Origin of the sequence: Burkholderia sp. MSMB2157WGS, from assembly GCF_001532755.1 — a bacterium.
Classification (GTDB): Bacteria; Pseudomonadota; Gammaproteobacteria; order Burkholderiales; family Burkholderiaceae; genus Burkholderia.
On the sequence record NZ_LPJG01000029.1, the window covers coordinates 158,057 to 181,853 of the forward strand.

The following is a 23,797-nucleotide window of genomic DNA, read 5'->3' on the forward strand; positions in this document are numbered from 1 at the left end:
CCGATGAATTTGCTGAAACGTTACGCTGTGCCCGTTGCCTGCGCGGCGGCTGTCCTCGCTCTGGCGGCTTGCTCGTCGTCGAAGGACGCGCGCCGCGTGCCGACGCCGCTCACCGAGTTCAAGCCCGTCCTGGACGTGCAACAGGTCTGGAAGGCGAGCGTCGGCAAGGGCGGACGCTACCTGTTCTCGCCGGTGGCCGTGGGCGACGCCGTTTATGCGGCGGGCGAAAACGGTTCGGTCGAGAAGATCGACGCGAAGACGGGGCAGACGCTCTGGCGCTCGAAGGTCGGTTCGGACCTGTCGGCCGGTGTCGGCAGCGATGGCAACCTGACCGCGGTCGGCGCGTTGAAGGGCGGCGTGTTCGTGCTGGGCCCGGACGGCAAGCAGCTGTGGAAGACCAGCGTGCAGGGCGAGATCTTCTCGCCGCCGCTCGTCGGTAACGGTCTCGTGATCGTCCGCACGATCGACGGCCAGGTGATCGCGTTCAACGCGCAGACGGGCGAGCAGAAGTGGGCCTACCGCAACCGTGCGGTGCCGCTGAACCTGCGCGTGTCGGCCGGCATGACGTTCGCGGGCGACGCGGCCGTGCTGGCGGGCTTCCCGGGCGGCGGGCTGGTCGCGATCAACCTGCAGACGGGCGAGCCGTTCTGGCAGACCCCGGTGTCGTTCCCGAAGGGCGTGACCGAGGTCGAGCGCATCAACGACGTCAGCGGCCCGCCGACGCTCGTGGGGGCGGAAGCCTGCGCGGTGACGTTCCAGGGTCAGCTCGGCTGCTTCGATGCGAACTCGGGCCGTCCGCTGTGGGAAAAGCCGTTCTCGAGCCGCAGCGGCCTCGCGCAGGACGATTCGGTGGTCGCCGGCGGCGACGACTGGTCGGTCGTCACCGCATACGACGCGGCCACGGGCAACCAGCTCTGGCGCAACGACAAGCTGAAGAGCCGCGACGTCGGCGTGCCGTATCTGCTCGGGCATGCGGTCGTGATGGGCGATTACAAGGGCTTCGTGCACTTCCTGTCGCGCGAGGACGGCAGCTTCATCGCGCGGATGAAGACCGACGGCAGCGCGATTACGGCGGCGCCGGTCCTCGCGGGCAATACGCTCGTCGTGCAGACGAAGGACGGCGGCCTGTACGGGTTCCGTCCGCGCTGACACGCAGGAAACCGGCGTGGCCGTGGCGTGGCGGGCAGGGCCCGCGCGTCGCGGCCGCGCGACTTGACGGCGGCCGGTGTTCCCGGCCGCTCGGTATTTGAAAGGCAGTTCGAGACGAAAGACGACGGCGCGCAACGCGCGCCGGGCGCGCGCATCCGGCGCGGCGCGAATTCGTGATATTTTCATTCAGCGCAGCCGCCCGCAGCAGCGGGCCTCCCGCTGCTGCGCTTCACCGTAGAAAACACAGATGAAACCGGTCATTGCCCTCGTTGGGCGCCCCAATGTGGGGAAATCCACGCTGTTCAACCGGCTCACGCGCTCGCGCGATGCGCTGGTCGCCGACTTGCCGGGCCTCACGCGCGATCGCCACTACGGCGAAGGGCGCGTCGGCGCGCGGCCGTACCTGGTCGTCGATACCGGCGGCTTCGAGCCCGTCGCGAAGGACGGCATCCTGCACGAGATGGCGCGCCAGACGCGGCAGGCCGTCGAGGAAGCCGACGTCGTCGTGTTCATCGTCGACGGCCGCAACGGGCTCGCGCCGCAGGACAAGTCGATCGCCGACTACCTGCGCAAGACCGGCCGGCCGATCTTCCTGGTCGTCAACAAGGCCGAGGGGATGAAGTACACGGCGGTCGCGACGGATTTCTACGAGCTCGGGCTCGGCGATCCGCGCGCGATCTCGGCCGCGCACGGCGACGGCGTGACCGACATGATCAACGAGGCGCTCGAAGTCGCGTACGCGGGCCAGCCCGAGGAAGCGGACGAGGACGATCCGTCGCGCGGCATCAAGATCGCGATCGTCGGCCGTCCGAACGTCGGCAAGTCGACGCTCGTCAACGCATTGATCGGCGAAGACCGCGTGATCGCGTTCGACATGCCGGGCACGACACGCGATTCGATCTACGTCGACTTCGAGCGTAACGGCAAGAAATACACGCTGATCGACACGGCGGGCCTGCGGCGCCGCGGCAAGGTGTTCGAGGCGATCGAGAAGTTCTCGGTCGTGAAGACGCTGCAATCGATTTCCGACGCGAACGTCGTCATTCTTCTGCTGGATGCGCAGCAGGACATTTCCGACCAGGACGCGCACATCGCCGGCTTCGTCGTCGAGCAGGGCCGCGCGCTCGTGATCGGCGTCAACAAGTGGGATGGCCTCGACGACCACGCGCGCGACCGCGCGAAAGCGGATTTGACCCGCAAGCTGAAATTCCTCGACTTCGCGAAATCGCACTTCATTTCCGCCGCGAAGAAGACGGGTATCGGCGCGCTGATGCGCTCGGTCGACGACGCCTACGCGGCGGCGATGTCGAAGCTGCCGACGCCGAAGCTCACGCGCGCGCTGATCGAGGCCGTCGAATTCCAGCAGCCGCGCCGTCGCGGCCCGGTGCGTCCGAAGCTGCGCTACGCGCACCAAGGCGGCCAGAATCCGCCGATCATCGTGATCCACGGCAACGCGCTCGATGCGGTGACGGAAACCTACAAGCGCTACCTCGAAAACCGATTCCGCGAAACTTTCTCGCTGACCGGGACTCCATTGCGCATAGAGTTCCGTTCGTCGAACAACCCGTACGCGGACAAGGGCTGAAGCATGTCCCGCAACGGCCAGGCCGCATGGCCTATGCCCGGGCGGGGCAGGCAAAATCGGCTATAGTGTAGCGATTGGCGCCGGATCTCTTTTTCTTCGCCGCCAATCCAGATCAACCTGCAAAAAAAGATGGAGTACGCCATGAGCAACAAAGGGCAATTGTTACAAGACCCGTTTTTGAACGCACTGCGCAAAGAGCACGTTCCCGTTTCGATCTACCTCGTCAACGGCATCAAGCTTCAAGGGAACATTGAATCGTTCGACCAGTACGTCGTGTTGCTCCGTAATACGGTGACCCAGATGGTTTACAAGCACGCCATCTCGACGGTCGTGCCGGCGCGCCCGGTGAATTTCCACCCGGACGCGGAAGCCTCGTCCTAACCTATCGCAGCGGCCGGCATCCGGTCGCCGCGAGCGACCGATGCCAGCCGCCTTATCTTGACACCCGATAATTTGATCAACGCAGCGCTCGTCGGCATCGATTTCGGCAAGACCGATTTCGAAGCCAGTCTCGAAGAACTCAGTCTTCTCGCCTCCAGTGCGGGGGCCCGTCCCGCCGTCACCCTCACGGGTCGTCGCTCAAGTCCCGATGCCAAGATGTTCATCGGCAGCGGCAAAGCCGAAGAGCTGCGGCTTGCCTGCGACGCCCACAACGTCGAAATCGTCATCTTCAACCATGCGCTGGCACCCGCCCAGCAACGCAATCTGGAGCAGGCGCTTAACAGGCGCGTGGTCGATCGCACGAGCCTCATCCTCGACATCTTCGCGCAGCGTGCCCGCAGCCATGAAGGCAAGCTGCAGGTCGAGCTCGCGCAGCTTCAATACCTGTCGACCCGGCTCATTCGCGCATGGACCCACCTCGAGCGGCAAAAGGGCGGTATCGGCCTGCGCGGCCCCGGCGAAACCCAGCTCGAAACCGACCGCCGGCTGATCGGCGAACGCATCAAGATGCTGAAGTCGCGGCTCGACCGGCTGCGCCGCCAGCACAGCACGCAGCGCCGGCAGCGCGCGCGCAGCGGCACGATGTCGGTGTCGCTCGTCGGCTATACGAACGCGGGCAAGTCGACGCTGTTCAATGCGCTGACGAAAGCGCAGGCGTACGCGGCCGACCAGCTGTTCGCGACGCTCGATACGACGTCGCGGCGCGTGTACCTCGGCGACGAGGTCGGGCAGATCGTCGTGTCCGATACGGTCGGATTCATCCGCGAGCTGCCTCACCAGCTCGTCGCGGCGTTTCGCGCGACCCTCGAGGAAACGATCCATGCGGATCTGCTGCTGCATGTGGTCGATGCGTCGAGCGCGGTCAGGCTCGAGCAGATCGAGCAGGTCAACGGCGTGCTGCACGAGATCGGCGCGGACACGATCCGGCAGGTGCTGGTGTTCAACAAGATCGACGCCGTGCCCGAGCTGGCGGCCCGCGGCGACGCGGTCGAGCGGGACGAGTATGGTAATATTTCGCGCGTCTTTTTGAGCGCGCGCACCGGTCAGGGTCTCGATACGTTGCGTGCCGCCATCGCCGAAATCGCCTCCGCGGAACACCTTTCCAGCGCGACGTTGTCCGACGCGCTCGATGGCACGTCCGCTGAATCGCACGAAGACCACACGATTTCCGAACACGGGCGCTAACCGGTCCCGGCCGGTTCGCCGGCGTCCAATCTGGTGAACAAACTCTGGTGAACGAATACAACGAGCGGAGTACCTGGCGGCGGATGCGCGCCTTGCTGTCGATCAACGATCCCCGCTGGGGACGCGGCGAAGGCAATGGCAAGGACGGATCCCGCCCCCGCGCGAACGAATCGAAGCGTCCGCCAGGCGGCGACGGCGACGGTCCGCCCGATCTCGACGAGATGTGGCGCAATTTCAACCGGCGCCTGAGCGGCCTGTTCGGCGGCAAGGGCGGCAACGGCTTCCGTCCCGACAACGGCCGGGCCGCACGGGTCGGCGTCGGCATCGTGATCGGCGTGCTGGTCGCGATTTATGCGGGCAGCGGGCTGTTCGTCGTACAGGAAGGCCAGACGGGCGTCGTGCTGCAACTCGGCAAGGTGTCGGGCACGGTCGGCCAGGGCGTGCACTGGCGCGCGCCGTATCCGTTCGCGTCGCACGAGATCGTCGACACGTCGCAGGTCCGCTCGATCGAGATCGGCCGCAATAACGTCGTGCGCCTCGCGAACGTCAAGGAAGCCGCGATGCTGACGCGCGATGCCGACATCGTCGACGTGCGCTTCATCGTCCAGTACCGGATCCGTTCCGCCACCGATTACCTGTTCCGCAGCGTCGATCCCGAGCGCAGCGTGTCGCAGGCCGCGCAGGCCGCGGTGCGCGCGATCGTCGGCACGCGCAGCGCGGCCGACATGCTGAACCAGGACCGCGATGCGCTGCGCGAGCAGCTTTCGAGCGCGATCCAGCGCGATCTCGACCGCTACCAGTCGGGGCTCGAGGTGACGGCCGTCACGATGCAGAGCGTCGCGGCGCCCGAGCAGACCCAGGCCGCCTACGCCGAAGTCGCGAAGGCGCGCGACGAGCGCGAGGCCGCGAAGCGCGCCGCGCAGGCGTATGCGAGCGACCTGCTGCCGAAGGCGCAGGGCGATGCGGCGAAGCTCGTCGACGAAGCGAAGGCATATGCCGATCGCGTGGTCACGGAAGCCGAGGGCGACGCGGACCGCTTCAAGCAGGTCTACGCGCAGTACTCGAAGGCGCCCGCGGTCATTCGCGAGCGCATGTACCTCGAGACGATGCAGGAAATCTATTCGAACGCGACGAAGGTGTTCGTCGGCAACAAGGGCGGTAACAGCGTCGTGTACCTGCCGCTCGACAAGCTCGTCGAGCAGGGCCGGCAAAACGCCGCGACGTCGGCCGGCGCGTCCGCCGCCGAGGCGGCGTCGGCACCGGCGGCCACGGCGCCGTCGGCGGCTGCAGCCGTGCCGGCGAGCGCCGCATCGGCCGCCGCCGCGTCAGGTGTCGACGTGTTGCGATCGCGCGACGCGTTTCGCAGCCGGTCGCGTGAAGACGATACGAAGTAACGGGGAGCGCAGAACATGAACCGAATCATTGCGCTCGTCGTCGCAATCGTGATCGTTGCCTTCGCGGCGTCGTCGACGGTCCTCACCGTCGATCCGCGCCATACGGCCGTGCTGTCGGGCCGCGACGGCACGCAGCCGGAACTCGCGGGCCCCGGCGTCCATTTCAAGCTGCCGCCGCCGCTGCAGACGGCGACGCTGATCGACACGCGCCTGCAATCGCTCGAGTCGTCCGATCCGCTGCAACTGGCAACCGAAGACAAGCACGACCTGCTCGTCGCGTATGCGGTGAAGTACCGGATCAGCGATCCGATGAAATATTTCACCGCGACGGGCGGCGACCCGGCGGCGGCGAGCGAACGACTGTCCGGCACGCTGAAGAGCGCGCTCGGCGATGCATTCGGCAAGCGCGCGCTCGACGACGCCCTCGGCGGCCAGCGCGCGATCGCGGATGCGGCCCGCGATGCGGCGAAGGCGAGCGCGGCCGGTTTCGGCGTCGACGTGGTCGACGTCCAGCTCACGCGTGTCGATCTGCCGGCCGCGCAGACGGACGCCGTCTATCAACGGATGATCGGCGCGTTGCGCGATCAGGCGGCCCAGGTGCGTGCGCAAGGCGCGGCCGACGTCGAGCAGATCAAGGCCGATGCCGAACGCGAGCAGCAGGCCGTGCTCGCGAACGCGTACAAGTCCGCGCAGGCGATCAAGGGCGAGGGCGACGCGAAGGCCGCGACGATCGCCGCCGATGCGTTCGGCCGCGATCCGCAGTTCTATCAGTTCTACGCGAGCCTGCAGGCCTACCGGAATACGTTCAAGCGCAACGACATCATCGTCGTCGATCCCGACAGCGAGTTCTTCCGCTTCATGCGCAGCCCGACGGGCGGCGCGGCACCGGCGGCGCCTGCTCCCCGCAAACATTGACCTTGGGGCGCCGCGTCGAGCGGCGCCGTCGCTCGCATGGACCTGGCTGGCTCGTTGTTGCTCGCAGTAGCGCTGATGCTGATCATCGAGGGGGCGTTCCCCTTCGTGTTTCCCGTCGCCTGGCGCGACACGTTTCGTAGAATAGCCGAGCGGCCGCCGCATCATATCCGGATCGGCGGGCTGATCGTGATGGTGCTCGGGCTCGCGCTGCTGCTGCTCGCGACCTGACCGGCGCCCCGATCCGGACGGCGCATCCGCCGTTCGTTCCGCCCGATTTCGAAGTTTCGATTCAACTCGCGGCGCGCGTGTCGCGCCGTTTCCCGTCGTAGGACCGTACCGATGTCGACCTGGTTACTTCCCGAGAATATCGCCGACGTACTGCCGTCGGAAGCGCGCAAGATCGAGGAGCTGCGCCGCAGGCTGCTCGACCGCTTCCGTTCGTACGGCTACGAAATGGTGATGCCGCCGTTGCTCGAGTATCTCGAGTCGCTGCTGACGAGCGGCGGCGCCGATCTGCGCCTGCGCACCTTCAAGCTGGTCGACCAGCTGTCGGGCCGCACGCTCGGCCTGCGCGCGGACATCACGCCGCAAGTCGCGCGGATCGACGCGCACCTGTTGAACCGTCAGGGCGTGACGCGCCTCTGCTACGCGGGCCACGTGATGCATACGCGTCCGCGCGGCCTGCACGCGACGCGCGAGCAGATCCAGATCGGCGCTGAAATCTACGGCCACGCCGGGCTCGAAGCCGATCTCGAGATCCAGCAACTGATGCTCGACGCGCTGCATCTCGCGGGCCTGTCGCGCATCCGCCTCGACCTCGGCCACGCGGGCGTGCTCGCGGCGCTGCTGGCGCGCGACGCGCAGGCCGCCGAACGTGGCGAGTCGCTGTACGACGCGCTGTCGGGCAAGGACGTGCCGCTGCTGAACGAACTCACCGACGATCTCGGCGCCGATACGCGCGCCGCGTTGCGCGCGCTGCCGAACCTCTACGGCGACGCGAGCGTGCTCGCCGAGGCGCGCACGCGCCTGCCGGTGCTGCCCGAAATCACGCAGGCGCTCGACGATCTCGCGCAGCTCGCGTCGCAGGCGAAGGGCGTCGAAGTCGCGATCGATCTCGCCGACCTGCGCGGCTACGCGTATCACAGCGGCGCGATGTTCAGCGCCTACATCGACGGCGTGCCGAACGCGATCGCGCGCGGCGGCCGTTACGACCATGTCGGGCAGGCCTATGGCCGGGCGCGGCCGGCGACCGGCTTCTCGCTCGACCTGCGCGAGCTCGCACGAATTTCGCCGGTCGAGGCGCGCGGCACCGCGATCCTCGCGCCGTGGGCGCAGGACGATGCGCTGGGCGCGGCCGTCGCGGCGCTGCGCGATGCGGGCGAGGTCGTGATCCAGGCGCTGCCGGGCCACGATCATGTGCTCGACGAATTCGCGTGCGATCGTTCGCTCGTCGAGCGCAACGGCGCGTGGGTGGTCGAACCCCGATAAAGAGGTGCTCGCGGGCCGTGCTTCGGCGTGCATATCGTTGAAGCGAAACGGAAAAATTCGGAATCGCCCGCGAACATAGGTAGAATACGTTTTTAACCAGCTAACGAATCAACATGTCTGCCAGCGCAGTGAACGTGACTCCCGGGCGCAATGTCGTCGTCGTGGGAACGCAATGGGGTGATGAAGGCAAGGGCAAGATCGTCGACTGGCTGACGGACCACGCTCAAGGCGTCGTGCGTTTCCAGGGCGGTCACAACGCCGGCCACACCCTCATCATCGGCGGCAAGAAAACGATCTTGCGCCTCATTCCGTCGGGCATCATGCGTGAAGGCGTCGCCTGCTACATCGGCAACGGCGTCGTCCTGTCCCCCGAAGCACTGTTCAAGGAAATCGGCGAGCTCGAAGAAGCCGGCGTGAACGTGCGCGACCGCCTGTTCATCTCCGAAGCCACGACGCTGATCCTGCCGTACCACATCGCGATCGACCAGGCGCGCGAAGCGCGCAAGGGCGCAGGCAAGATCGGTACGACCGGCCGCGGCATCGGCCCCGCGTACGAAGACAAGGTCGGCCGCCGCGCGCTGCGCGTGCAGGACCTGTTCGACGCGAAGACCTTCGCCGATCGCCTGCGCGAAAATCTCGATTTCCACAATTTCGTGCTGACCCAGTATCTGGGCGGCGCGGCCGTCGATTTCCAGGCCACGCTCGACACGATGCTCGGCTATGCCGACCGCCTGAAGCCGATGGTGGCCGACGTGTCGCGCCGCCTGTACGACGCGAACAATGCGGGCCAGAACCTGCTGTTCGAAGGCGCGCAAGGCACGCTGCTCGACATCGACCACGGCACCTATCCGTTCGTCACGTCGAGCAACTGCGTCGCAGGTGCGGCGTCGGCCGGCGCGGGCGTCGGTCCGCAGAAGCTCAACTACATCCTCGGCATCACGAAGGCGTATTGCACGCGCGTCGGTTCGGGCCCGTTCCCGAGCGAACTGTACGATGCGGACAACCCGCAGCGTCAGGACCAGATCGGCGTCACGCTCGCGAACGTCGGCAAGGAATTCGGTTCGGTCACCGGCCGTCCGCGCCGCACCGGCTGGCTCGATGCGGCCGCGCTGCGCCGCTCGATCCAGATCAACGGCGTGTCGGGCCTGTGCATGACGAAGCTCGACGTGCTCGACGGCCTTGACGAAGTCAAGCTGTGCGTCGGCTACCAGGTCGACGGCAAGGACGTGGACATCCTGCCGCGCGGCGCGGTCGATGTCGCGCGTTGCGAACCGGTGTACGAGACGTTCGCCGGCTGGAAGGAAAGCACCGTCGGGATCAATACGTGGGACGCGCTGCCGGCGAACGCGCGGGCATACCTCGCCCGCGTCCAGGAAGTGGCCGGCGTGCCGGTCGACATGGTGTCGACGGGCCCGGATCGCGACGAAACGATCCTGCTCCGCCATCCGTTCAAGGTGTAATTCCCAGATGACGCAGCAAATCACGATGACGGCGGCAGACTTGATGACCGATCCGCGCAACGACGACAAGAACCTGTGGGTAGGCTGGGACGAGTATCACCGGCTGATCGAGCTGCTCGCGCTCCAGGTGCATGCCTCGGGCTGGAAGTTCGACCAGATCCTGTGCCTCGCGCGCGGCGGCCTGCGCGTCGGCGACCAACTGTCGCGCATCTACGACGTGCCGCTCGCGATTCTCGCGACGAGTTCGTACCGGGAAGCGGCCGGCACCGAGCAGGGCGAGCTCGACATCGCGCAGTACATCACGATGACGCGCGGCAACCTGGCGGGCAACGTGCTGCTGGTCGACGATCTCGTCGATTCGGGCGTCACGCTCGCGCGCGTGCAGGAGCACCTGAAGGAGCGCTATCCGTCCGTGACGGCCGTGCGTTCGGCCGTGCTCTGGTACAAGGGCTGCTCGAAGGTCAAGCCCGACTATCACACGCAGTTCCTGCCGACGAATCCGTGGATTCATCAGCCGTTCGAGGAGTGGGATACGGTCCGGCCGCACAACCTCGAGGCGTGGATCAAGCGCGGTCGCGCACAGCGCGACGGTTCGGGCGCGTAAGCGGCCGGCCGGATCGAAGGAAAGCCTTGTACGGCGCCGCTTGCGGCGCCGTTTTTCATTGGCGCGCCGGGGCGCAGCGCGGGCCGCGCTGTGCACCCGATAGGCAGGCGGCGCGGCGCCGGCTATGATGGCAGCCCTGCCACAGGTCGCGCCGGATTGCATGCGCAGCGTGGATCACGTGGCTCCACGGCAACACGGCAGGGCGGTGTTTCACGGGGGCGCGAGTAGAATAGCGCTCGTTTTGTCCGACCCGGACCCGATTATTACGTTTCATATGAACGACACGACTCACGCGACCGACGCCGCACACGCGCCGCATTCGACGCAACAACACTCGATGCGGGCGCTAGCGATAGCAGCCATCGGCGTCGTGTTCGGCGACATCGGCACCAGCCCGCTGTATTCGCTCAAGGAGGCGTTCAGCCCCGCGCACGGCATTCCGCTGACCGAAGGGTCGATTCTCGGCGTGATCTCGCTGCTGTTCTGGGCCATCGTGCTGGTGGTCGGCGTCAAGTACCTGCTGTTCGTGATGCGGGCGGACAACAACGGCGAAGGCGGCGTGCTCGCGCTGATGGCGCTGTCGCTGCGGCCGCTCGACTCGAAAACGCGGGTCGCGGGCGCGCTGATGGCGCTCGGGATATTCGGCGCGTGCATGTTCTACGGGGACGCGGTGATCACGCCGGCGATCTCGGTGATGTCGGCCGTCGAAGGCCTCGAGATCGCGACGCCGCACCTGTCCCATCTCGTGCTGCCGATCACGATCGTGATCCTGATCGCGCTGTTCTGGATCCAGCGGCACGGCACCGCGCTGGTCGGCAAGCTGTTCGGCCCGATCATGGTGCTGTGGTTCGTCGTGATCGCGGCGCTCGGCGTGTACCACATCGTTCGCGTGCCGGGCATCATCGCGGCAATCAATCCGTATTACGCGGCGTCGTTCATGGCCGACCACCTGCTGCAGGCGTACGTCGTGCTCGGCTCGGTCGTGCTGGTGCTGACCGGTGCGGAAGCGCTCTACGCGGACATGGGCCATTTCGGTGCAAAGCCGATCCGGTTGGCCGCGTACGGGCTCGTGATGCCGTCGCTCGTGCTGAACTACTTCGGTCAGGGCGCGCTGCTGATCCAGAATCCGAAAGCGATCGAAAACCCGTTCTTCCTGCTCGCGCCCGAATGGGGGCTGCTGCCGCTCGTCGTGCTGTCGACGGTCGCGACCGTGATCGCGTCGCAGGCCGTGATCTCCGGTGCGTATTCGCTGACGTCGCAGGCGATCCAGCTCGGCTACGTGCCGCGCATGAAGGTGCTGCATACGTCCGAGCTCGCGATCGGCCAGATCTACGTGCCGGTCGTGAACTGGCTGCTGCTGTTCGTGATCCTCTGTATCGTCGTCGGTTTCAAGAGTTCGGACAACCTCGCGGCCGCGTACGGTATCGCGGTGACGGCGACGATGGTGATCACGACCGTGCTAGCGTGCGTCGTGATGGTGAAGGTGTGGAACTGGAACCGGCTGCTGGTCGGCGCGATCATCGCGGTGTTCCTCGCGATCGACCTCGGCTTTTTCGGCGCGAACCTGCTGAAGGTCGCGCAGGGCGGCTGGTTGCCGCTCGGCATCGGCGCGCTGCTGTTCTTCCTGCTGATGACCTGGTACAAGGGGCGTCACATCGTCAAGGAGCGCACGGCGGCCGACGGTATTCCGCTCGAGCCGTTCCTGCAGGGGCTGCTCGCGCATCCGCCGCACCGCGTGTCGGGCACCGCGATCTACCTGACCGGCAACGACAAGCTCGTGCCCGTCAGCCTGCTGCACAACCTGAAGCACAACAAGGTGCTGCACGAGCGGACCATTTTCCTGACGTTCGTCACGCGCGACATTCCGTACGTGCGCGACGACAGGCGCCTGAGCTCGCGTGATGCGGGCGGCGGACTGTACATCGTCAAGGCCGAGTACGGCTTCAACGAGACGCCGGACGTGAAGGCCGTGCTCGAGGAATTCGGCCGCACGCACGACATGACGTTCGAGCTGATGGACACGTCGTTCTTCCTCGCGCGCGAAACGGTCGTGCCGACGCATCTGCCCGGCATGTCGATCTGGCGCGAGCGCGTGTTCGCGTGGATGCATCAAAACGCGGCGAAGCCGACCGATTTCTTCTCGATTCCGGCGAATCGCGTCGTCGAGCTCGGGACGAAGATCGAGATCTGACGGGCGCGAGCGGGCTGCGTATGCGGCCCATGCCGAATCCGGGCTGCGCGCTTCGCCGAAGCAATAAAAAACCCGCCTTTCGGCGGGTTTTTTTGTGCGTCGACGCCTTCGACTCAGCGTTTCAGCTTCGCGAATGCCGCGGCCATCGCGCCGGCCGGTTCCGGCTCGCGCGTCCGCTGCGGGCGGGCGGCGCCGCGCCCCGCGTTGCCGCGATCCTGGCCGCCGCGCGACGACGTGCCGGGGGCTGCCGCGTCGTCGTCGAGGCGCATCGTCAGCGCAATGCGCTGGCGCTTCACGTCGACGTCGATCACCTTCACCTTGACGACCTGGCCGGCCTTCACGATTTCGTGCGGATCCTTGATGAACTTCGTCGACATCGCGGACACGTGGACGAGGCCGTCCTGGTGCACGCCGATATCCACGAACGCGCCGAATGCGGCGACGTTCGTCACGACGCCTTCGAGCGTCATGCCCGGCACGAGATCCGAGACCTTCTCGACGCCTTCGCGGAACGTGGCCGTCTTGAATTCCGGGCGTGGATCGCGGCCCGGCTTTTCCAGTTCGGCCAGGATGTCGCGCACGGTCGGCAGCCCGAAACGTTCGTCGACGAATTCCATCGGCGACAGGCCCGCTAGCGCCTCGCGGTTGCCGAGCACGTCGTCGATGCGCTTGTTGATCTTCGCGAGCATCCGTTCGACGACCGGATACGCTTCCGGGTGCACCGACGAGCGATCGAGCGGATTCTCGCCGCCGTTGATGCGCAGGAAGCCGGCGGCCTGTTCGAAGGTCTTGTCGCCGAGGCGCGGCACCTTGCGCAGGTGCTCGCGCGACGGGAACGGGCCGTTCGCGTCGCGATAGTCGACGATGTTGCGCGCGAGCGTCGCGTTCAGGCCCGACACGCGGGCGAGCAGCGGGGCCGACGCCGTGTTCGCGTCGACGCCGACCGCGTTCACGCAATCCTCGACGACCGCGTCGAGCGAGCGGGCGAGTTCGCGCTGGTTCACGTCGTGCTGATACTGGCCGACGCCGATCGCCTTCGGCTCGATCTTCACGAGCTCGGCGAGCGGGTCCTGCAGGCGACGGGCGATCGACACGGCGCCGCGCAGCGACACGTCGAGCTCCGGGAATTCCTTCGCGGCGAGCTCGGACGCCGAGTAGACCGACGCGCCGGCTTCCGACACGACGATCTTCTGCAGCCGCAGCTCCGGGTGTTTCGCGATCAGTTCGCTCGCGAGCTTGTCGGTTTCGCGCGACGCGGTGCCGTTGCCGATGCTGATCAGTTCGGCCTGCGTCTGCGCGGCGAGGCGCGCGAGTTTCGCGATCGAGCCGTCCCAGTCGCGGCGCGGTTCGTGCGGGTAGATCGTGTCGGTCGCGAGCACCTTGCCGGTGCGATCGACGACCGCGACCTTCACGCCGGTGCGCAGGCCGGGGTCGAGACCGATCACGGCCTTCGGGCCGGCCGGGGCGGCCAGCAGCAGGTCGTTCAGGTTGCGCGCGAACACGCGGATCGCTTCGGTTTCGGCCGTTTCGCGCAGTTGCGTGAGCAGTTCGTTTTCGATATGCGGCTGCACCTTCACGCGCCAGCACCAGCGGCAGACGTCGGACAGCCATTTGTCGGCCGGGCGATTCTGGTTCGCGATGCCGAAATGGCGCGCGATCATCGCCTCGCCGGGATGCGGCACCTGCGCGTCGAGCTCTTCGCCGAGGCCGAGCTTGATCGTCAGCACGCCCGCGTTGCGGCCGCGGAACAGCGCGAGCGCACGGTGCGACGGCACCGTCTTGATCGTTTCCGCGTAGTCGTAATAGTCGCGGAATTTCTCGCCTTCCTCGTTTTCCTTGCCCTCCACGACCGCCGACGACACGACGCCCTGGTTGTGCAGGTAGTCGCGCAGCTTGCCGAGCAGCTCCGCCGTCTCGCCGAACTGTTCGGACAGGATGTCGCGCGCGCCGTCGAGCGCGACCTTCACGTCGGCGACGCCCTTGTCGGCGTCGACATACGCGGCCGCCTCGGTCTGCGGGTCGAGCAGCGGATTCGCGAGCAGCGCCTGTGCGAGCGGCTCGAGGCCTGCCTCGCGGGCGATCTGCGCACGCGTGCGGCGCTTCGGCTTGTACGGCAGATAAAGGTCCTCGAGCACCTGCTTGCTGTCGGCCGCGTCGATCGCGGCACGCAGTTCGTCGGTCAGCTTGCCCTGTTCGTCGATGCTCGACAGGATCGCGGCGCGGCGATCCTCGAGTTCGCGCAGGTACAGGAGGCGTTCCTCGAGCTGGCGCAACTGCGTGTCGTCCAGGTTGCCGGTCACTTCCTTGCGGTACCGGGCAATGAACGGAACGGTCGAGCCTTCGTCGAGAAGTTGCACGGCCGCCGCGACCTGGCGCGGCTGGACGGACAGTTCGGTGGCGATGCGCTGTACGATCTTGAGTGCTACGGTTTCCGTCATGTCGTGGATGGTCTGTCTGCCTGCTGAAATCGCGGCGCGGGCCGGCAGGCCCGGAGCGGCGGGCTGCCCGGCCGGCCCGCCGGGCCAGAGGCCGCGGGTGAATGAAGCGGGGCATTTTGCCATAAATGGCGGAGCGTCCAGCCGGGGGTGATAGAATTTGACACATGTCCCGCAGCTTTCCTACGACGTTGCCAACTTCCCGTATTTCTCTCGTCGCGCTCGGCGCAGCGCTCGCCGCCGCTTTGTCTGCCGGGCCTTCCGGCGCATTCGCGCAGGCCTCGGGCGCCAGCGCGCCGGACGCCGCCGCTTCCGCGCCCGTCGCAGCCTCCGCCGCGCCGGATTTCGACGCCCGTCAAAAAGTGCTCAATCAACGTTCCGCGGAAAACGATTATCGTTATGCGGTGGCGGAGCACGATTGTTACAGCAAGTTCTTCGTCAACCATTGTCTCGGCAAGGCGCGCGATCGGATGCGCGAGGAGCGGGCGAGCATTCGCCAGGAGCAACTCGCGCTCAACGACGAGCAGCGCGCGGTGCGGGCGCAGCAGCGCGACCAGCAGCAGGCGCTGAAGCAGGCCCGGGACGCGGCGGAAGCGCCGCAGCGGGCGGCGAACGACGCGGCGAACGCGGCTGCATTCCGCGACAAGCAGGAGCAGAATGCACTGAAGCAGGCGCAGCGCGGCGCGGAAGCCCCGCAACGCGCGGCGAACAAGCAGGCATACGACCAGAAGCAGGCGGATTTCCAGCGCAAGCTCGACCAGGCGCACCAGCAGGCGGCGCAGAAGGCGCAGGAGCGGGCGGACAACGCCACGCGCTACGAGCAGAAGCAGAAGGCAGCCGCGCAGCACAAGGCCGATGTCGAGCGGCGTCAGCAGGAAGCGGCCGAGAAGGCCAAGCAGCAACAGCAGGGGCAGTAACGTGTTGAATTGATCGGGCTCAGTCTCGGGCGCGTCGGCACGCCAGCCGTCGCGCTGCTTCGATGAGGAGGCAGGTATGCAAAACCGTCACACGGAACAGCAGCAGGAATTGCACAACCGTTTGGCTGCATTGCAGGAGCAGCACCAGCAGCTCGCTCGGGAGATCGAGCTGAAGGAAGGACACTCCGACATCGACGACATCACGCTGCACCGGCTGAAGAAGGAAAAGCTGGCCGCCAAGGACAAAATCATTTTGCTGCAATCGCAGCTCGAACCGGATAAGCGCGCCTGAGCGCGGCCTGGCAAGCGCCGGCGCCGCTCGGGCGCTGGACACAGGAACGCTTGCCTTGAATTCACCGCTTGAAGCCACCCCCGATGCCCGGCGTGACACGATGTCCGCCGGGCGCGTTCGTGCGCCCGAAGGCACTTTCGAGCTGAGCCGCAAGCGCGTCGACGAACTCGACACGATCTTCGGCGAAGGCGGGTTGCTGGCGCGCGCGCTCGACGGCTATCGACCGCGTACGTCGCAGATCGAGATGGCGCGCGCGGTCGCGTCCGCGATGGAAGCGTCCGCACGCCGGATGCCCGAGCCCGAGATCTTCGAAACCCGCAAGCGGCCGGCGCGCCGCCTCGGCGACGGCGGCCAGGCGGCCGAGCCGGCCGGGGACGCCGCCGCGGCAGCCGAATCCGACAACGACGCAGGCGACAACACGCTGATCGTCGAGGCCGGCACGGGTACCGGCAAGACCTACGCGTATCTCGTGCCCGCCATGTTGTGGGGCGGCAAGGTGATCGTGTCGACCGGCACGAAGCACCTGCAGGACCAGTTGTTCCAGCGCGACATCCCGACCGTGCGCAACGCGCTCGCGGTGCCGGTGACGGTCGCGATGCTCAAGGGACGCTCGAACTACCTCTGCCATTACTACCTGCAACGCACGGCCGACAACGGCCGGCTGCCGTCGCGGCAGGACACCGCGTATCTGCAGGAAATCGTCCGCTTCGCGAAAATCACGAAGAGCGGCGACAAGGCCGAACTCGCGAGCGTGCCGGAAACGGCGCCCGTGTGGTCGATGGTCACGTCCACGCGCGACAACTGCCTCGGCCAGGAATGCCCGCACTACAAGGAATGCTTCGTGATGCAGGCGCGGCGCGAGGCCCAGCAGGCCGACGTCGTCGTCGTCAACCATCACCTGTTCTTCGCGGACATCATGCTGCGCGACACGGGGATGGCCGAACTGCTGCCGAACGCGAACACGATCATCTTCGACGAAGCGCACCAGTTGCCGGAAACGGCGACGCTGTTCTTCGGCGAGACGCTGTCGACGACGCAGATCCTCGAGCTCGCGCGCGACACGGTCGCCGAAGGCCTGAGCCATGCGCGCGATGCGGTGGAGTGGGTGAAGCTCGGCGGCGATCTCGAGCGCGCGGCGCGCGACTTGCGTCTCGCGTTCGCGAACGACCAGATCGTGCGCATGTCGCTCGCACAGCTCGGCGACGATCACCCGATGTTCGGTGCGCTCGACGCGCTCGACGTTGCGCTCGATGCGCTCGCATCGGCGCTCGCGAGCCAGGCCGAGCGCGCGGAATCGCTCGGCGCATGCCTGCGGCGCGCCCGCGAGCTGCAGGACCTGCTGGCGGGCTGGGTCGCCCCCGGCGCGGCGCAAGCGGCAGCGAAGGCCGATGCGGCGGCCGGCGACAACGCGGCCGCCGACGGCGATCCGAACGAGAAGGTGCGCTGGGTCGAGGTGTTCGCGCATACCGTCCAGCTCCATGAAACGCCGCTGTCGGTTGCGCCGATTTTCGCGAAACAGCGTGCGGGCGTACCGCGTGCATGGGTGTTCACGTCGGCGACGTTGTCGGTGCGCGGCGATTTCACGCACTACGCGGCGCAGATGGGCCTCAGCTCGCGTCGTTCGATGACGCTCGCCAGCCCGTTCGATTACCAGTCGCAGGGGCTGCTGTACGTGCCGCGCAATCTGCCGCAGCCGTCGTCGCCGGCATTTACCGACGCCGTCTTCGATGCCGCGCTGCCGGCGATCGAGGCGTCCGGCGGCGGCGTGTTCATGCTGTGCACGACGCTGCGCGCGGTCGACCGGATCGCGTCGAAGCTGCGCGACGCGATCGAATCGCGCGGCTGGAACATGCCGCTGCTCGTGCAGGGCGACGCAAGCCGCACCGAGCTGCTCGACCGTTTCCGCGCGTACGGCAATGCGATCCTGGTCGGCAGCCAGAGTTTCTGGGAAGGCGTGGACGTGCGCGGCGATGCGTTGTCGCTGGTCGTGATCGACAAGCTGCCGTTCGCGCCGCCGGACGATCCGGTGCTGGCAGCGCGGCTCGACGCGTTGACGAAGAAGGGGCTGAGCCCGTTCGCCGTGCATCAACTGCCGCAGGCCGTGATCACGCTGAAGCAGGGCGCGGGCCGGTTGATTCGCGCGGAGACGGATCGCGGCGTGCTGATGATCTGCGATACGCGGCTCGTCGACAAGCCTTACGGGCGCCGGATCTGGCAAAGCTTGCCGCCGTTCAAGCGCACGCGCGAGATCGCGGTCGTGCAGGATTTCTTCGACGAGCACCGCGCGGACAAGCGCGCGTGAGCGCACGCGCGGCGCTTGCCGCGCGAACGCCCTGGCGTCGACCGAATGCGGCGCCAATAAAAAACCCGGCTCGATGGCCGGGTTTTTCGTATGCGCAACGGGTGTTGCAGCGCGCCGTGCGTCAGAACTGCCACCACGACTTCTTCGCACCGGGGCGCGCATGGCCCGTCACGTACGGGCTGTCGGGGAACGTGCCCGCGAGCACGCGCTTGGTGTCCTCGGCGAGTTCCGGCTGGTTCAGCTTGCCGTACGACAGGATCATGATGTGCAGCGCGTCTTCGATCGCCGGTGCGCCCTTGTAGTCCTTGATCGCGAGCTGGGCGCGGTTGATCGCCGCGACATACGCGCCGCGGCGATAGTAGTAGTCGGCCGCGTGCACTTCGTGCGATGCGAGCGCGTTGACGATGTAGCGCATCCGCGCGGCCGCATCGGGTGCGTACTTGCTCTTCGGGAAGCGATCGACGACGACCTTGAACGCATCGTACGATTCGCGCAGCGCCTGCGGATCGCGTTCGCTCATGTCCTGGCCGGAGAAGCGCCCGAACAGGCCGAGATCGTCGTTGAAGTGGATCATCCCCTTCAGGTAGTACGCGTACGGGATATCCGGATGATCGGGGTGGAGCTGGATGAAGCGATCGACGGCCTGGTCGGCAGCCGCCGCTTCGTTGTCCTTCCAGTTGCAGTATGCAACGTTGATCTGCGCCTGTTGCGCGAAATGGCCGAACGGATCGCGGCCTTGCAGCGATTCGAAATATTTCGCGCACTTGCCCCAGTCGCCGCCGGACAGTGCGTCCTGGGCCTCTGAGTATAATTTGTTGTTCGACCAGGTAGCCGTCTCGTCCTGCTTCTGCGGCAAGCCGTGGCAGCCGGCGATGAGAGCCGCGGCCGCTACCGCCGCAGCCCGGGCGGCGACGGTTCTGGCCGTGCGTTTGGTCGAATTCATCATGCTCGCATGTCCTAGCTTCAAGTCTCGGTGACCCAGTCTAAATGACCCGTTCAAGTTCGCAGAATGCCCAGCCGGGCACACCAAATCGCGAAGATTATAGCCCAAGCGATCGGCCCGCCGACGCTGCGTCGGGGGATTCCCTCGATGACGATCTGGCCGGCGACGCGATGCAGGCGCCCGTGGTGCCGTCCGCGGCGCGCGACGACGCGCCGCGCATCGTCGAAGTGCCGCTGTCGCTCGCGGGCGAACGTCTCGACAAGGCGCTCGCCCAACTGTTCCCCGAATTCTCGCGCAGCCGCCTGCAGAGCTGGATCGAGGCGCAGCGCGTGCTCGTCGACGGCGCGCCGGCGAAGATCCGCCAGCCGGTGCCGTTGGGCGCGAAGATCGAGCTCGTGCCCGATCTGCTGCCCGAGCAGCTCGCGTTCACGCCGGAGCCCGTGCCGCTCGACGTGATCTACGAGGACGACGCGCTCGTCGTCATCAACAAGCCGGCCGGTCTCGTCGTCCATCCGGCCGCCGGCAACTGGAGCGGCACGATCCTCAACGGTCTGCTGCATCGCTACGGCGACGCGGCGGCCGGCCTGCCGCGCGCGGGGATCGTCCACCGGCTGGACAAGGAAACGTCCGGCCTGATGGTGGTCGCCCGCACGCTGGCCGCGCAGACGGACCTCGTGCGCCAGCTGCAGGCCCGCACGGTGAAGCGCCGCTATTTCGCGCTGGTGTGGGGCACGATGCCGGAGGAAGGCACGATCGACGCGCCGATCGGCCGCGACCCGCGCGAGCGCACGCGCATGGCCGTGGTCACCGGCGCGTCGGGCAAGCCCGCGCGCACGCATTTCCGCACGGTTGACACATGCCTGTGGCAACGTCAGCCGGTGTCGGCGATTCAATGCGATCTCGAAACCGGCCGCACGCATCAGATCCGTGTGCACTGCGCGCACGCCGGGCATCCGCTGCTCGGCGATCCGGTCTACGGGCGGGCGCGCGGCAAGCGTTCGGTCGCGCCGCTGCCGGACGGGTTCGCACGACAGGCGCTGCATGCGTGGCGGCTCGGTCTCGTGCATCCGGTCACGGGCAAGGCGATGCAGTGGCGCTGCCCGCTGCCGGACGACATGAACGCACTGGTCGCGGCGCTCGGCTTCGGGCAGGGCGACGAGGAATTCGACGACGACAATCTCTACGACGATGACGATTTCGGCGGCGAGTATCACGACGACGAGCCGTACCTGGACGATGAGGAGGAGTGAGTGCCGATGACGAATCTGGCGCCGTTGACGTGGCAGGACTGCGTGCAGCCCGACTGGCGCGTGTCGCCGCGCGTGCGCGCGCTGATCACGACGCGCGACGGCGGCGTGAGCAAAGGCCCGTACGGGCGCTGGCAGGATGGGGCGGCATTGGCGGGCGGGATGAATCTCGGCCTGCATACGGGTGACGATCCCGATCATGTCGCCATCAATCGCGCGCGCGTGCTCGCCCTCGCGGGCCAGTCGGGCGCCGCATGGCTCGAGCAGGTTCACGGCGCGCAGATCGTGCGGGCGGACGAGGTGATCGCCGCGGCGGCCGCCGCCACGGCGCCGGTGCAGGCCGACGCGAGCGTCACGGATCGGGCCGGCGCCGTCTGCGTGGTGATGGTGGCCGATTGCCTGCCCGTGCTGCTGTGCGACGCGCAGGGCCGCGCGGTCGGCGCCGCGCATGCGGGCTGGCGCGGGCTCGCGGCCGGCATCGTCGAGCAGACGGCTGCGCGCGTCGCGGCGCTCGCGGGCGGCGCGGCGGACACGCTGCATGCCTATCTCGGGCCGGCGATCGGCCCGCAGGCGTTCGAGGTCGGCGCCGACGTGCGCGACGCGTTTCTCGACACGGCTCCGCAGTCGGAGCATGATGAAACCCGTCGTGCGTTCGTCGCGATGGACGGCGCGCCCGGCAAGTTCCTTGCCGATCTCTACGCGCTCGCGCGCCTGCGGCTCGTGCGTGCGGGCGTGGTGCACGTGAGCGGCGGGACGGCTTGCACGGTCGCCGAGCGCGCGCGCTTCTATTCGTATCGGCGCGACCGCGTGACGGGCCGCATGGCCGCGGCAATCTGGCTGGCCGATTGAGCGCATGCGCATGCGCGCCGGTTTTTGTTGCGCCGCGAAATCGGGTTATCTCGATATTGAGGCGGCAATGCTGCGTGGCATGCGCGACTGAATGAAAAATCCCGACGTCAAGTCAAGCAAAATATTTTATGTTTCGCCGGAACCCTTGTCCCGCCTGTCGTGCGCGGATTATCTCCGTATCGAAATGTTCAGTGGTTTGACCGGACGCTTCACATGGGGAAAACGATAATGATAAAAATACCGCACTGCGGCAGAATCTGGAGACGCCTCTCCAGAGCATGACGGCCCGGCTCGCAGCCGGCACGCCGCGCGCGAGCAGGATTTCACGATTGACGCTCACGAATCACCGGTAAGGCAGGTAATGACAGCATCGAAAAATTCGTCGACGTCCGCTCACGCGGGCACTTCCGCGGGCAGTACCGGGTTCGAGCCGGCCGCTCAGCCGATGCAGCAGATGTTCGAGTCGTGGTTGAACGCGTGGCGTAGTTTTGCCGATCCGGCGCGCGCCGCGACGGCATCGGCCTCCGTCAACCCGTTCGCGACATTCCAGTTCCCGACGTCGTTTCCGTTCCAGATGCCGTCGATGCCCGATCTCGGCGCGATGGCGTCGCCGTTCGCGGGCCTGAAACTGCCGGTTGCCGCGATTCCGCCCGAACGGCTCCAGGCCTTGCAGGCCGACTACGCGCGCGACTGCATGACGTTGATGCAGCAGGCGGCCGCCGCGAAGCTCGAGTCGCCGGAGTTGAAAGACCGCCGCTTCAGCGGCGACGCGTGGAAGGCATCGCCCGCGCATGCGTTCGCGGCCGCGTGGTATCTGCTCAACGCGCGCTATCTGCAGGAGCTGGCCGACGCGCTTCAGACCGATCCGAAGACGCGCGAGCGCATCCGCTTCACGGTTCAGCAATGGACGGCCGCCGCCGCGCCGAGCAACTTCCTCGCACTCAATCCCGACGCTCAGAAATCGATCCTCGAAACGCACGGTGAGAGCCTGCGGCAGGGGATGATGAATTTGCTCGGCGACCTGCAGCGCGGCAAGATTTCGCAGACCGACGAATCGCAGTTCGTGGTCGGCAAGAACCTCGGGTGTACCGAGGGCGCGGTCGTGTACGAGAACGACCTGATCCAGCTGATCCAGTACACGCCGAAGACGGACAAGGTGTTCGAGCGGCCGCTGCTGATCGTCCCGCCGTGCATCAACAAGTTCTACATCCTCGACCTGCAACCCGAGAATTCGCTCGTCGCGCACGCGCTGTCGAACGGTCATCAGGTATTCCTCGTGTCGTGGCGCAATGCGGATGCATCGGTCGCGCACAAGACGTGGGACGACTACATGAACGAAGGGCTGCTCGCGGCGATCGACGCCGTGCAGCAGATCAGCGGCCGCGAGCAGATCAACACGCTCGGCTTCTGCGTCGGCGGCACGATGCTCGCGACCGCGCTCGCGGTGCTCGCCGCGCGCGGCGAACATCCGGCCGCGTCGATGACGCTGCTCACCGCGATGCTCGACTTCACCGATACGGGCATCCTCGACGTGTTCGTCGACGAGGCGCACGTGCAGATGCGCGAGCAGACCATCGGCGGCAAGAACGGTACGCAACCGGGGCTGATGCGCGGCGTCGAGTTCGCAAATACGTTCTCGTTCCTGCGGCCGAACGATCTCGTGTGGAACTACGTCGTCGACAACTATCTGAAGGGCCGCACGCCCGCGCCGTTCGACCTGCTGTACTGGAACAGCGATTCGACGAGCCTGCCGGGGCCGATGTACGCGTGGTATCTGCGCCATACCTATCTCGAAAACAAGCTGCGCGAGCCGGGTGCGCTGACCGTATGCGGCGAACCGGTCGACCTGTCGCTGATCGACGTGCCGACCTTCATCTACGGTTCGCGCGAGGATCACATCGTGCCGTGGCAGACGGCCTACGCATCGACGTCGATCCTGTCGGGCCCGCTGAAGTTCGTGCTCGGCGCGTCGGGGCACATCGCGGGCGTGATCAACCCGCCGGCGAAGAAGAAGCGCAGCTACTGGGTCAACGACGACTTGCCCGAATCCGCGGACGACTGGTTCGCCGCGGCGACCGAGCAGCCCGGAAGCTGGTGGACGACATGGGTCGAGTGGCTCGACGCGTACGGCGGCCGCAAGGTCGCGCCGCCGGCCCAGCCGGGTTCCGCACAATTCCCGGCGATCGAGCCGGCGCCCGGGCGCTACGTGTTGCAGCGCGATTGACGAAAGCCGGACAGCGGCGCACGCTGTCCGGCGCATCACAGTTTTTTTAACGGGGCCGGTAACGATGCGCCGTGTCGTGCGGGCCTGGAGGAAAGGGAAATGACGGATGTAGTGATCGTATCGGCCGCGCGGACCGCGGTCGGCAAATTCGGCGGCTCGCTGGCGAAGATTGCGGC

Annotated in this window: 19 protein-coding genes; 17 read left to right on the top strand and 2 right to left on the bottom strand. The window is 66.8% G+C overall.

Annotated features, from left to right (window positions below):
- Positions 1-3: 3 nt before the first annotated feature.
- From bamB to WT53_RS18595, 11 genes are all read left to right on the top strand, one after another.
- Positions 4-1,149, top strand: coding sequence for an outer membrane protein assembly factor BamB (gene bamB, locus WT53_RS18545; RefSeq protein WP_034207438.1), 1,146 nt, complete (start codon positions 4-6; stop codon positions 1,147-1,149).
- A gap of 247 nt (positions 1,150-1,396) precedes the next feature.
- The gene (der, locus tag WT53_RS18550; RefSeq protein ID WP_052100298.1) at positions 1,397-2,734 is read left to right on the top strand and encodes a ribosome biogenesis GTPase Der; all 1,338 of its coding nucleotides are present in this window, start codon (positions 1,397-1,399) and stop codon (positions 2,732-2,734) included.
- Between the two features lie 141 nt (positions 2,735-2,875).
- On the top strand, positions 2,876-3,115 hold the full coding sequence (gene hfq / locus WT53_RS18555; RefSeq protein ID WP_006399927.1) for an RNA chaperone Hfq: 240 nt from the start codon (positions 2,876-2,878) through the stop codon (positions 3,113-3,115).
- A gap of 72 nt (positions 3,116-3,187) precedes the next feature.
- Positions 3,188-4,360, top strand: a complete 1,173-nt coding sequence (hflX, locus tag WT53_RS18560) for a GTPase HflX (protein ID WP_179949028.1) — start codon at positions 3,188-3,190, stop codon at positions 4,358-4,360.
- 47 nt (positions 4,361-4,407) lie between these two features.
- On the top strand, positions 4,408-5,754 hold the full coding sequence (hflK, locus tag WT53_RS18565) for an FtsH protease activity modulator HflK (protein ID WP_034207435.1): 1,347 nt from the start codon (positions 4,408-4,410) through the stop codon (positions 5,752-5,754).
- A 15-nt stretch (positions 5,755-5,769) separates the two neighbouring features.
- Entirely contained in the window at positions 5,770-6,669 is a 900-nt protein-coding gene (gene hflC, locus WT53_RS18570) for a protease modulator HflC (RefSeq protein ID WP_034207434.1), read from the top strand.
- Positions 6,670-6,705: 36 nt separating this feature from the next.
- Positions 6,706-6,897, top strand: coding sequence for a DUF2065 domain-containing protein (locus WT53_RS18575; RefSeq protein WP_034207433.1), 192 nt, complete (start codon positions 6,706-6,708; stop codon positions 6,895-6,897).
- Between the two features lie 111 nt (positions 6,898-7,008).
- On the top strand, positions 7,009-8,157 hold the full coding sequence (locus WT53_RS18580) for an ATP phosphoribosyltransferase regulatory subunit (protein WP_034207432.1): 1,149 nt from the start codon (positions 7,009-7,011) through the stop codon (positions 8,155-8,157).
- Positions 8,158-8,270: 113 nt separating this feature from the next.
- Positions 8,271-9,617, top strand: a complete 1,347-nt coding sequence (locus WT53_RS18585; RefSeq protein WP_034207431.1) for an adenylosuccinate synthase — start codon at positions 8,271-8,273, stop codon at positions 9,615-9,617.
- Between the two features lie 7 nt (positions 9,618-9,624).
- Entirely contained in the window at positions 9,625-10,221 is a 597-nt protein-coding gene (locus tag WT53_RS18590; protein WP_006485899.1) for a phosphoribosyltransferase, read from the top strand.
- Between the two features lie 274 nt (positions 10,222-10,495).
- Positions 10,496-12,412 carry a potassium transporter Kup gene (locus tag WT53_RS18595; RefSeq protein ID WP_034207430.1) on the top strand — a complete coding sequence of 639 codons (1,917 nt, stop codon included), beginning with the start codon at positions 10,496-10,498 and terminating at the stop codon, positions 12,410-12,412.
- A gap of 113 nt (positions 12,413-12,525) precedes the next feature.
- On the opposite strand, the gene WT53_RS18600 is transcribed toward WT53_RS18595, so the two are convergent.
- Positions 12,526-14,850, bottom strand: coding sequence for a Tex family protein (locus WT53_RS18600; RefSeq protein ID WP_034207429.1), 2,325 nt, complete (start codon positions 14,848-14,850; stop codon positions 12,526-12,528).
- Between the two features lie 164 nt (positions 14,851-15,014).
- Between WT53_RS18600 and WT53_RS18605 the strand changes: the two genes are divergently transcribed.
- The 3 genes from WT53_RS18605 to WT53_RS18615 all read left to right on the top strand — a co-directional run bounded on the left by WT53_RS18605 (position 15,015) and on the right by WT53_RS18615 (position 18,358).
- Positions 15,015-15,764 (top strand): hypothetical protein, encoded by a 750-nt coding sequence (locus WT53_RS18605; protein WP_034207428.1) that lies wholly within the window; start codon positions 15,015-15,017, stop codon positions 15,762-15,764.
- A gap of 76 nt (positions 15,765-15,840) precedes the next feature.
- Positions 15,841-16,056, top strand: a complete 216-nt coding sequence (locus WT53_RS18610) for a YdcH family protein (RefSeq protein WP_006478692.1) — start codon at positions 15,841-15,843, stop codon at positions 16,054-16,056.
- A gap of 55 nt (positions 16,057-16,111) precedes the next feature.
- Positions 16,112-18,358: an ATP-dependent DNA helicase gene (locus WT53_RS18615; protein WP_060260973.1), complete on the top strand. Its 2,247-nt coding sequence runs from the start codon at positions 16,112-16,114 to the stop codon at positions 18,356-18,358.
- A 121-nt stretch (positions 18,359-18,479) separates the two neighbouring features.
- Here the strand turns inward: WT53_RS18615 and WT53_RS18620 are convergent, their stop codons facing one another.
- A complete protein-coding gene (locus WT53_RS18620; protein ID WP_034207426.1) occupies positions 18,480-19,304 on the bottom strand; it encodes an outer membrane protein assembly factor BamD in 825 nt (274 codons plus the stop codon).
- Between the two features lie 41 nt (positions 19,305-19,345).
- Between WT53_RS18620 and WT53_RS18625 the strand changes: the two genes are divergently transcribed.
- From WT53_RS18625 to phaC, 3 genes are all read left to right on the top strand, one after another.
- Positions 19,346-20,551, top strand: coding sequence for an RluA family pseudouridine synthase (locus WT53_RS18625; protein WP_034207425.1), 1,206 nt, complete (start codon positions 19,346-19,348; stop codon positions 20,549-20,551).
- A 6-nt stretch (positions 20,552-20,557) separates the two neighbouring features.
- Positions 20,558-21,397 carry a peptidoglycan editing factor PgeF gene (gene pgeF, locus WT53_RS18630; RefSeq protein WP_034207917.1) on the top strand — a complete coding sequence of 280 codons (840 nt, stop codon included), beginning with the start codon at positions 20,558-20,560 and terminating at the stop codon, positions 21,395-21,397.
- A 361-nt stretch (positions 21,398-21,758) separates the two neighbouring features.
- Positions 21,759-23,621 carry a class I poly(R)-hydroxyalkanoic acid synthase gene (phaC, locus tag WT53_RS18635; protein ID WP_034207424.1) on the top strand — a complete coding sequence of 621 codons (1,863 nt, stop codon included), beginning with the start codon at positions 21,759-21,761 and terminating at the stop codon, positions 23,619-23,621.
- The last annotated feature ends 176 nt before the right edge of the window (positions 23,622-23,797 follow it).